This window comes from Huintestinicola sp. (assembly GCF_050874005.1).
Lineage (GTDB): Bacteria > Bacillota > Clostridia > Oscillospirales > Ruminococcaceae > Huintestinicola.
The window spans coordinates 1-8,011 of record NZ_JBNMJV010000069.1 but is presented as its reverse complement, the minus strand read 5'-3'; the positions used below and the strand labels follow the sequence as shown (position 1 = coordinate 8,011).

Sequence of the window (8,011 nt, the reverse complement as noted above, 5' to 3'; positions counted from 1 at the left end):
TTACTCTCAAGGAACACCAGAAAAATGCTATTGCAAGAGCTTTATACGGCGGTAATACGCTGCTTGCTCACGCCGTTGGTGCGGGCAAGACCTTTGAAATGATAGCCATAGCAATGGAGGGCAAGCGCCTGGGACTGCATACACAATCGCTGTTTGCCGTACCCAACAGCCTTACGGAGCAGATGGGCAATGATTTCAGAAGGCTGTACCCCAATGCCAATATTCTTGTGGCTACAAAGAAAGATTTTGAAAAGGCAAACCGTTTGAAACTGTTTGCTAAGATCGCTGCAAATGACTGGGATGCTGTTATTGTCGGTCACACGCAGTTCGACCGCATGGGACTTTCTCCCGAGCGTGAGCAGGAATACATAAAGGCAGAGCTTGAAAAGCTTCGTGAGGAGCTGGAGTATGCAGCCGAATATGGTGAAAAGAGCTTTTCCGTCAAGAAGATTGAAAACGCTATTGCAAGCTATCAGGACAGGCTCAATAAGCTCAACGATGCTCAGGTCAAGGATGATTTCATAGATTTTGAAAAGCTGGGCTTTGACAAGCTGTTCATTGACGAGTGCCATATGTATAAGAATCTCGCCACAGCAACAAAAATGCACAATGTTTCGGGACTCGGCAGCGGCGGTGCGGCACGTTCCTTCAATTTGCTTATGAAGTCAAAGTATATGGACGAGATCACAGGTGGAAAGGGACAGACATATGCCTCGGGAACGCCCATCTCGAATTCGATGTGCGAGCTTTACACCATGATGAGGTATTTGCAGGCAGATATGCTGAAAGACTGCGGCATCAATCATTTTGACGAATGGGCTGCCGATTTTGGCGAGGTAAAAACCGATTACGAATTAAAACCGGAATCTGATGGCAAGTATCAGCTCAAGACACGTTTTGCGAAATTTACAAACCTTCCCGAGCTTATGGGAATGTTCAAGGAATGTGCAGATATTCGCACAGCCGATACCCTTGACCTTGAAAAGCCTGACGCACATTTTCATGAGATAGTGGCAGAGCCTTCAAGGACACAGAAAAAACTGATAAAGTCCCTTTCAAAGAGAGCAACAGCAATCCGTGACGGAAAGGTTGACCCTCGTGAGGACAATATGCTTGTTATAACCAATGACGGCAGAAAGATAGGACTTGACCAGCGACTTATTAACCCGATTCTAGAAGATGAAGAAGGCTCAAAGGTAAATCTCTGTGTAAATAATGTATATGATATTTACAGCAGAACAACAGACAAGCGCAGCACACAGTGCATTTTCTGCGATATGTCCACACCAAAGTCTGACTCCCGACAGGACAGATTTGAGGTTTACAGACCGAACAGCAGCAAGGAGCTTGGCTATGAGCTTCTCCGCAAGAAAATAGGGCTTGGCAATGGTGATGAGGATAATCCGAAGAACATAAAAACATTTGCCGATGCAAAAAGTTACATTGACAAGCATTCTCCCGAGCAGTCCGACAAGCTGAGTGAGGGTGATATTGTAGTAATTCGCAAGCCGAACATGGACGATGGTAAGATGTATTCTCAGGCGGCAATATTTGAGGACGGAAAGCTGAATGATGTAAATTCCGTTGAACTGCTTGAAAAGCTGCTTATGTCCGATGTTGAGGATATTCCTCCAAAGGAATTTAACGTGTATGATGACATTAAGGGAAAACTTATGAACAGGGGAGTACCCGAAGAAGAGATCGCTTTCATACACGATTATGAAACTGCTGAACAGAAGCAGAAGCTCTTTGATAAAATGAATGCCGGAGAGGTCAGAATACTGCTCGGCTCAACGCAGAAATGCGGTGCGGGTATGAATGCGCAGGCGAAAATGATTGCTTTACATCATTTAGACTGTCCGTTACGTCCGTCTGATGTTGAACAACCCAAAAGGAACACCGAAAAACACAATCAAACAAGCCGTAATATATTGAACAAATACGCACAAAACCAAATAACAAACGCCGATTTTACGCTATTTTTCAATACCGCCGCATATCCTCCCACCCCGGGAAGATATACGGCGGTATTGTTTCACCGCTCATTTTCCTTGACTATCCCCCCACAATACTATATAATATAAGTAACCCCAACAAATCCGAAACGAGGTGCAATTATGGAAGAAAAGACCATAACATTTATATCAAAGAGAAATACCTATACTATCCCGATAAGCAAAATACTGTATTTGACAATGAAAAAGCAGGACGCATTTATCCACGTTGCCGACGGTCGGGTGCTGAAAACACGAATGACCCTGAATGAGTTTTCGGAGAAATACGGAGAAGATTTTATAAGGCTGAATCGTGGCTGCCTTGTTTCGGCAATGGCGATATACAGCGTAGATAAGACAATAATGCTCAGCAACGGCGAGGTGCTTTCGTATTCTTCCTACCACAAAAAGGAGATACTGTCGAAATTCCGAAGCAAGCAGCAGATGATAATCGAAAGGCTTGCGGATAATGACAATCCCTCGGACAATGAAGCATATTACGAGCATTACAAGTGCTTTGACAATATCCCCATTGCCTTTGCGGACATTGAAATGGTGTTCAATGAGGAAAGTCAGGCGGTGGATTGGATATTCCGTTACGGAAATGAAGCTCTTGCAGACCTTGAAAACTGTCCGCTTGAACAGCTGATAGGCAATACTTTCAGCAGTATTTTTTCCAATATGGATAAAAAGTGGCTCAGAAGCTATGAACATTCGGCACTTTACGGCGAGACCCTTGAGATAATCGACTACAGCCCCGAGATAGACAAGTCCCTTCGGATAATCTGTTTTCCCACTTTTAAGGGGCATTGCGGCTGTATGCTTTTTGATATATCAAGAACAAAGCTTTCGGGGGATAAAACGGCAGGCGAAAATGCCATTTTAATGTACTTACAGAAGATGATTAACCTGTAATTTTGATATAATATGCACAATAAAATTCACTGATAAATCCATTGCATTTGTGAAATGATACGAAATTTTCTGCCCTGCTTGAATCGAACTTCATTCGTTCCAAGTAGGGCGGTTTTGTTGAGCTTTCAAATCGCGTTCATTCCATATTTTTTCGAGAACAGGAAAATTTTTGTTGACAAAATAAAAGTGACATATTATAATTTATTATGTGTAGATACGTTACAGCTTGTATAACATTTATAAAACAAGCAATACAAATCAGAACTATCGGACACAGGCATAAAAGAAATTTTGTATGTAATACTGAAAGGAAGGATAAATTTGAAGAAAGAAAAGCTAAAACGCATAGCCAGACGGATAACCGCATTTGCGGCGGCTGTGGCTATGTCAGCGACATTCACATTCCCGGCGGAGGTCGGGGACGGATTTTTTGACGGCTTCGGCAATGCTATTGTGGCGAGTGCGGAGGAATCAACCGGCGATTTTACGGTTACGGGCGGTACATATGGCACGGACTACAGCTACGAAAGCAATGTGCTGACTATTCTCACAGAAACACCGCTATATATAAAAGTATAACATCTTTCAGGCTCTTTGGATAAGGGCTTTAAAGGCGTTTTTTGATTTTGGAGAAAGGAATGTTGAGAGGAGACGGCTATGAAAAGAGTAATCAAAAGTATAGTTGTAACGGTAATGTCAATAATGCTTATATTTGCAATGGGCATAACAGTGTCGGCAATGCAGATATTTGTAAAGACAGTTAATGGCAAGACTATTACTATAGAGGTCGAGCCGACGGACAGTATAGAAGCTATTAAGGGTAAGGTACAAGAGAAGGAAGGAATTCCTCCGGATATGCAAAGGCTTTTGTTTGCCGGCAAACAGTTGGATGAGGGCAAGACCCTTTCGGATTACAATATTCAAAAAGAAAGCACACTTCATCTTGAACTGAAAAAATGCAGGATATTTACTGTAATGGGCGGAACGGAAGGCTCGGATTACGAGTATGCAGACAATGTGCTGACTATTCTCACAGAAACACCGCTGACAATTTCAGGTACAACAACGACAGACCGAATTGAAGTGGCAGACGGTGTTTCTGCAAATATCACCCTTGCAGGGGTGAATATTGACGTTTCATCTTCAAATTACACTGCCGCATTCAAAATTGCGGACGACAGCACGGGAAGTGTCACCATAACCCTTGCGGACGGCTCCGAAAACACGCTGATAAGCGGCTTTTGTTGCGCAGGCTTGCAGAAGAACGGAGATGGAGAGGGCATAGGCAAGCTGACCATTAAGGGCGGCACAAAGGGCACAGGCAAGCTTACCGCAAACGGCGGCAAATATGGCGCAGGCATAGGCGGCAGCTTCCAATATTCCGGTTCAAATATCACCATAAGCGGCGGCACTGTTACCGCAACCGGCGGCAACTCTGGCGCAGGCATAGGCGGCGGCGATCGAGGCTCCGGTTCAAATATCACCATAACCGGCGGTTCTGTAAAGGCTATTGCAGGAACAGGCGGAAACGCTATCGGCGGCGGCAACGACGCAGTTACCCCCACAAACGGCACAGACAATGTATACCCGATCACCATAGCAAACCCCGACGGCGCAGATATTATGATCAACAACAATGACTACCCTGATGAACACACCTATTATGACACTGCAAGTTCACAGAATGTTACGGAAAAGAAGATATACGCATATCTCCCTGCAAAGTCCATGACAGCTCCAAACGAGGTAACGGTAGGTGAAGTCACAACCAAGTGGCTCTATGATGAGAACGCTTCAAATTGGAGAAAATTTATTACTGTTCCCGATGAAGATGACACCGAATTTACCTACAACGGCAATGAGCAGGAATATGCGGTTTCCGAAAGCGATGATTACACCGTTACGGGCAATAAGCAGACAAATGCAGGCAGTTATGATGTAACTGTTGCACTTGCTGACAAGGAAAATACGATATGGAGCGACGGAACGACCGATGATCTGTCCTACGATTTTGTGATAGACAAGGCAATCCCCACCATTACCGTAACCGCAAGCCCCGCATCGGATATTGCAGGAAAGACCATTACGGTAACAGCCAAGGCGGAAAATCCCCATAACACCGCACTTACAGATGTTCCCACACCCACCCTTACATATAAGGTAGGCGAAAGCGGCACGGGAACAGCATTCACAGGCTCCTTTGTTATTCCCGAAGGCACACCTAACGGCACAATCATTACCATTACAGCCGCAACCGCCGAAAATGACAACTATCTGGCAGGAACAGGCACAGCCACAGTGACCGTCACCGACTGTCAGCATACCGATAAAACAACAGAATGGGAAAAGGACAGCACAGGGCATTGGCATATCTGTAACTACTGCGGCGCAGAGCTTGACAAGGCAGAGCATACCTACAGCAAATGGACTATCACAACTCCCGCAACTTCCAATGCAAACGGCAAAAAGGAACGCAGCTGCACAGAATGCGGATATGTGCAGGAGGGCACGGTAATTTATGGCGGAGACGAGACAACGGGAGATATGGAAAATGGAACAGACCCCGACACTAATGCTTGTCATGCAGACCTTGAGCTTACCGATGAGGATATCATAAGCAAGATACCTCTTACACCCGAGGAGCTTGAAGCTATCGAAAACGGCGCAGATCTGGAAGTTTATATGGTAGTCATAGACTATTCGGAAAAGGTTCCCTCTGCGGATAAGGCTCTTGCCGAATCTGTTCTTACGGGAGATATGCAGATAGGAATGTACATTGACGTAACCCTGTTCGTTAAGGTGGGAGACAATGACCCCAGAGCTGTGACCGAGACAAACGGCGATCTGAAGATAACCTTTGAGATGCCCGAAAAGCTCATTAACACCGATGAAAATGTGACAAGAGAGTATTTTATCATTCGTGTACACAGCGGAAATGTGGCGATCCTTGACTGCGCATATGATAATACAACAGCAAAGGGCAGCTTTGTTACTGACAAGTTCTCGACCTATGCAATTGCATACAGGGACATTGAAGAGGAAGAGCCTGCTCCCGAACCTGAAAAGACTGTTTACTATCCCGTTATCACAAGCGGAAATGTTGTTGCAGATAAGTCTTATGCTGCTGCGGGACAGACAGTTAATGTTACCGCGGGCTTTGGCTATGACATCATCGTAACAGACGCAAACGGACGTCAGATAGCAAAAATAACCGACAAGGGCAGCTTTACAATGCCTGCTTCAAAGGTATATGTAACAGCCGTTCAGAACGAGACATTTGCTCTTATGGCAACCGCTTGGAATCAATCTTATGTTTACTCCTATGACGCTGATATGAATAAGATCAAGGTAAATTCCACCAAGAAGCGTGGCGTTATCATCATAAATCTTGGTGAGGAATATGCAGGCAAATCATTCACAATCTACAGCGGCAGAAAGAGTACCAATGTCAAAGTCACCGAAGGCGTACTCGATGAAAAGGGTAAATTTGTATTTGAGGTTCCCGACGGAAGAAATTACACACTTATTGTTGAGGACTAATCCTTATATAACTGTATAACACGCAAAATCCGGGCTGCTTATTATGGCAGCCCGGATTTTTGTCTGTGACCTCTTGAAAAAATAAATAAAATGTGGTATAATGATAATGATAAATGAGAGGAGAAAGACCGATGTCAAGAGATGTTGTATCCGCAAAGCTGGATATCATTTTCAAGAAAATTTTCACCGATAATAAGGATATGCTCCATTCCTTTGTTGCAGATATGCTTGACGTTCCGCAGGAGAGTATTTCCGATATAATCATTACTAATCCCGAGCTGCCGCCTGAAACATTATCAGATAAATACAGCAGACTTGACCTCAGCCTTGAAGTAAACAAAAATCCTTTAAATGTGGAAATTCGATTTGATAGTGAAACAGATTATCGACACATATCTTCGCTTGAATGGGCAAAACAATGTTTTTCTGAAGCTGAGCGTGATAATTCGGCTCAGTGTATCATAGTTGTAAATATCAATGCAATCAATGAATCAAAAAATGAGAGCAGTTGTGCAAAAATTGCTTCAGTAATTGATAAAAAAGACAACTCCCATCGTGATATGATGACTATTCATGACTATAGAATATATGGAATTGACAAATATCTGAATACTATTTATAAATTATCAAGAAATGCAGATAATGAGAATGTTGTAAACTTTCAGACAAGCTTTCCTGTCATTCAGAAAGCAATAAAAACAACATACGATATGTCAGAGGACACGAAAATCCGAGAGTATGCCCGTATGCGTGAAAAGGCTTTGCACGATGAAGCTTCTGCACTCAAAAATGCTAAGGCTGAGGGCGAAGCCATAGGCGCTAAAAAGACCGAAGAAGCAATTATTTCCAAACTCAAAGCCTATGGAATGACAGATGAACAGATAAAAGCAGCACTTTCATAACACAACCGCATATATTTCAAAAAGCCGTACAGCGTTTTGTACGGCTTTTTTCATTTGTTATCCATATCCTCGTGCAGCTGCTCCGCCAAGTCCCTCAAATCCTGCTCCCACTCAATAAGCTGAGCGGAAAAAGCTCTGACCTCAGGGACAGGTAATCGACAAGAGCATTGCCGAGAAGGACAATCGCATAGCCGAGCTTACGGACAAGGCTGCTGCATTTGAAAATTTTGCAGAAAGGCTGAATATGCTGTTTGCGGTATTTGAGGATAACGCTAATATCGGCATAGTGAAGAAGGTTGCATCTGCCATTTGGAGCAAGAAGTAAACGCATTGCTTGAAATAGGTTTACAGGAGGGGGTTGCTTGATTATCACAAGTGCAGAAAAAGTACAGGGTTTAGTTCTATTGTGCATACAATTTTTAAATCAGTTAAACAATTATTATTCTTCAGCAGATTATGACTATATCATTGTTTTATCAATATATTTTGTCAGCTTGTATGCCAGCAAATCAATGGTATATGATATTGTCAATATCCCTTGACACATTTTCCACCCAAAATGCAAAATAAGTATGGAATCAGCTCTCCGAAATGGAACAAATATCCATGGAGCGTAGCGGAATGGATATTTGTTCCATTTCGGGCGTCGCCCGGTCAGGC

General features: G+C 43.5%; 5 protein-coding genes. All 5 read left to right on the top strand.

Annotation, left to right across the window (positions count from 1 at the left end):
• On the top strand, positions 1–2,084 hold a 2,084-nt coding region (locus tag ACR0QN_RS13650; protein ID WP_432651775.1), incomplete at its 5' end, for a DEAD/DEAH box helicase family protein.
• 33 nt (positions 2,085–2,117) lie between these two features.
• The gene (locus ACR0QN_RS13645; RefSeq protein ID WP_432651774.1) at positions 2,118–2,909 is read left to right on the top strand and encodes a LytTR family transcriptional regulator DNA-binding domain-containing protein; all 792 of its coding nucleotides are present in this window, start codon (positions 2,118–2,120) and stop codon (positions 2,907–2,909) included.
• A 321-nt stretch (positions 2,910–3,230) separates the two neighbouring features.
• The gene (locus ACR0QN_RS13640; protein ID WP_432651773.1) at positions 3,231–3,488 is read left to right on the top strand and encodes a hypothetical protein; all 258 of its coding nucleotides are present in this window, start codon (positions 3,231–3,233) and stop codon (positions 3,486–3,488) included.
• 78 nt (positions 3,489–3,566) lie between these two features.
• On the top strand, positions 3,567–6,449 hold the full coding sequence (locus ACR0QN_RS13635; RefSeq protein WP_432651772.1) for a ubiquitin-like protein: 2,883 nt from the start codon (positions 3,567–3,569) through the stop codon (positions 6,447–6,449).
• Positions 6,450–6,580: 131 nt separating this feature from the next.
• A complete protein-coding gene (locus ACR0QN_RS13630; protein WP_432651771.1) occupies positions 6,581–7,351 on the top strand; it encodes an Rpn family recombination-promoting nuclease/putative transposase in 771 nt (256 codons plus the stop codon).
• Positions 7,352–8,011: the final 660 nt, after the last annotated feature.